Source organism: Terriglobales bacterium, assembly GCA_035567895.1.
Taxonomy (GTDB): domain Bacteria; phylum Acidobacteriota; class Terriglobia; order Terriglobales; family Acidobacteriaceae; genus Gp1-AA112.
Genome location: DATMPC010000037.1, coordinates 1 through 3,272, shown reverse-complemented (window position 1 = coordinate 3,272; position 3,272 = coordinate 1). Strand labels below are relative to the sequence as shown.

Annotated in this window: 4 protein-coding genes; 3 read left to right on the top strand and 1 reads right to left on the bottom strand. The window is 55.0% G+C overall.

The window, feature by feature from the left end; translation table 11 throughout:
- The 3 genes from VNX88_08820 to VNX88_08810 form a co-directional block, all read left to right on the top strand.
- Positions 1 to 273, top strand: a 273-nt coding sequence (locus tag VNX88_08820) for a hypothetical protein (protein HWY68753.1), incomplete at its 5' end; no start/stop codon positions are given.
- Between the two features lie 392 nt (positions 274 to 665).
- A complete protein-coding gene (locus tag VNX88_08815; GenBank protein HWY68752.1) occupies positions 666 to 1,292 on the top strand; it encodes a hypothetical protein in 627 nt (208 codons plus the stop codon).
- Positions 1,293 to 1,535: 243 nt separating this feature from the next.
- A complete protein-coding gene (locus VNX88_08810) occupies positions 1,536 to 1,994 on the top strand; it encodes a DUF420 domain-containing protein (GenBank protein ID HWY68751.1) in 459 nt (152 codons plus the stop codon).
- A 227-nt stretch (positions 1,995 to 2,221) separates the two neighbouring features.
- Here VNX88_08810 and VNX88_08805 read toward each other — a convergent pair.
- On the bottom strand, positions 2,222 to 3,272 hold a 1,051-nt coding region (locus VNX88_08805; GenBank protein ID HWY68750.1), incomplete at its 5' end, for a serine hydrolase domain-containing protein.

Below are 3,272 nucleotides of genomic sequence, written 5' to 3'. Positions count from 1 at the left end.
TTCCTCGAAGAGTTGCGGGAAATGGAGCAATACAACAAGCGCTACAAATTCATATGCACGGTCACACAACCCCAGAAAGTGGGAACGCCTTGGCAGGGCGAGACGGGCCGAATTTCGATCGCAATGCTATCCAAGTGGATTCCGGATCTGAATGCTCCGATCTACTACGTTGCTGGCCCTTCTGCCATGGTTACCGGCGTGCGCCAGATGCTCATCAGCTCAGGAATCTCTGAGGAGGACATCCGCGCCGAGGAATTCGCCGGGTATGAATAAGCTCCGGTATTCCGTGGGTACTTCGCCAAAGAAATCCTCTCTTTCTGAATATCTCCGCGGCCGCTCCTGTCTGTAGCAGTCATTTGGATTACAAGCAACTCAGACAACTCATGAACTTATTAAATAGATTGGAGTCGAGATGAAAGTTGATCAAGAAATATTTCAATCGCGGTCTGAATTAGCCCTTCAGGATCTTCTAATCGACGTTGCGGCAGTCGTAGCTGCCACCGAACCCGATCGAACAAGGAACGGGAACGACCCTGAGCGGACCCAATGTGGCGTCTCTAGGAACCTTGCGCCCTGACGTCTGACGTATTCGAACGGCCGGAATAACAAGCGCAAGTCGGCGGTCTTACTAGATGAAACGATTTTGAGGATGGAAGGAGAAATCAATGCAAATAATTCACAAAACAATCGCAAAAGAACGCATCCGAGCGTTAGTGCTTCTAGCGTTTTTCGCTGCGACGACGCCAGGCGCTGATGCGAAACATCGAGCCGCTAAGCCCTCCGAGCAGCCGGCGACTGTAGTCGCGCACTTAACTCTGTCGGGATCTCTGACAAGCCAAATGGACCTGCACGAGAACGGCGACAAGCAGTACCTGTACATCAGTGCGAACTCGAATGAGGGTGTCACGGTCGTAGACGTCACGAATCCGGGCCAACCGAAGGTCATCAAGCGCTTGGCGTGGCCTAATGAGGCGTCCACTGGCAGATTGCAAATGGTCAGCAGCGGACTCGCTCTCGCTGAAGGGCCGGACAGTGACTCGATGGCAGCCGCTCCGCCTCCGTCGACGAGGACTGTAAAGGTACTGGACCTGAGCGATCTGGCAAATCCTCGGACCGTTCTAAGTTTCTCCGGGGTCACAAGCACCCTCGATGATGAAGCACGCAACCTGGTTTACATCACGAACCGCGAGGGACTCTGGATTCTGCGGAATAACCAGGCGCTGGCGGCGGCTGCCAAACAGCATGCATGCACCTCAGATGATGCATACAACGACGTTGCGAGCTGTCAGTGATTCGGTGAAGGCGGGCCGGGTCAATGAGAAATCGAGCGGCGGGCCAAGACTAAACAAAAGTCGCAGAAGAAGCGATCGTCGATAACTACGGCGGTTAGGCGTCGGCTAGCGCCCTACAAACAAAGGCTCAACAAGGGTCTCGGCCTCAACGAACGAAGCCGGGCCCTTTGTGTTTTCGGATTTAGAAGTGTGCAGCAGATTTGGAAGAGCGACAGCAGACGGAAGCGCAACAGGAAGGGATTTATGAAAGGACTCCTTGGAACCTGGGCCAGTTTCATTGCAGACCTGAATCTCGTAATCCAAGTCGCGATGGGCGTCGCACTGCTCGTTGGGGCCTACTTAGCTCGAACGAAACGCTACTCAGCGCACGGCGCTTGCCAAGCTGTAGTGCTGATCCTCAACCTCCCGATGATTGCTCTAGTGATGTGGCCATCTCTACGCGTGCGAGTTGTGCCGAGACTCTCCAGTCATCTCTGGAAACGAAGCTACGCCATTGCCGCCGCCCACGGTGTCCTCGGGGCTTTGGCTGAGGTTTTCGGGCTGTACATCCTGTTGGTCGCCGGAACGAACATCCTTCCCCATTCGTGGCGGTTCCAGCGCTGGAAGCTGTGGATGCGGATTGAGCTGGCCCTGTGGTGGGTAGTCTTGCTAACAGGACTTGGAACTTATTACGTCTGGTACGCGGCGCCCCGTTCGCACTGAAAATGTTCGCGCGGCGTGGACTCCTTCTCTTGGTGCCGACGATTCTGTTATGCATCGGCTCAGTTAAGTCATTTGCTCAATCTGCTTCCGCGCAATCAGCGGCAGCAGATGCGCCAGACGCGAATCCCGGTCGTCCCACGGTTTCGACTCCCGCAACGCTGACACCCGTCGCCTACCTCCAGTTTGAAACTGGTGTGCTTGGTGCGAGCAAAATTCACAGAACCGCCCTAATCCAGAGGCGCGATTTGGAGCTGTTCGAGCTTGCCGTCCGGCATTTCGTAGGTCCAGGCGCGTAACTCCGATTTCGGAAACTTGACCGTGTACGCGCGCAGCTTCATCCCCCCGCGCAACGCTTGACGAGTCTGGATAAATTCTGTCGGGGTACCGAGCGGACCTAAGCTACTAGCAAAATCCTTTAGCGCCTGCTCATTGAAATAGAAATTGGCATTGTCGGTGAAAAGCGAACGGTCAATCGTGCCGTGTTGTAAACTGTCGAAGATCTGCCGTGCTTGTGCAAGCTTTTGCGGAGTCGCCGGATCGTCGCTGGCGAGCAGCAGCGGTGCAATGCCCGTGGCAATCGCTTCCGAAGCAGCGGCGGCATCCTGGTTTGTGAGCACAACCACGGCAACACGCTCGTCCGGAAACACAAGATTATCTGATGTGAAACCGGAAACCTCGCCATCGTGGGACAACTCTCGATGGCCAAACTCTGAGCGGACCATTACGCCGAGTCCATAACGGGTTCCCAGGCCGTTCTTCAGCAGGACTTCGGTTTCAAACTCCCGATAGGACTCGGGGCTCATCAAATTCTGATCGATGATTGAAATGTCCCACCTAGCCAGGTCCTCCGCAGACATAGCCAATTCGCCCGCGGCAAAGAGCCAGCCGGTTCCTTCCTTGGGTGCTGGGCGCGACGGCCCGAGTGCATAACGCAAGTATCCGGTGGGATCGGTGTCGCCGAGCTTGGTCTTGTCAGTGTCTGCCACGCTCTTCATATTGAGAGACGCAAATATTTTCTCCTGCAGAAATTGAAGCAACGGCTCGCCGCTGACCTTTTCGACGATCACCCCGGCAATGACGTAATTCGTGTTGCTGTATTGCCACTTCGTTCCGGGCTCAAAATCAAGAGGCTTGTGCCCCCATATGTCTAGAATCTTCTCTGCCGTAACTGCCTGCAGCATCATGGGCATCACGTAGTCCTGCGGCCAATAGTCTTGATAACCAGACGTATGCGAGAGAAGCTGGCGAATGGTCACTTCGTTCGCGCGCGTAAGGCTG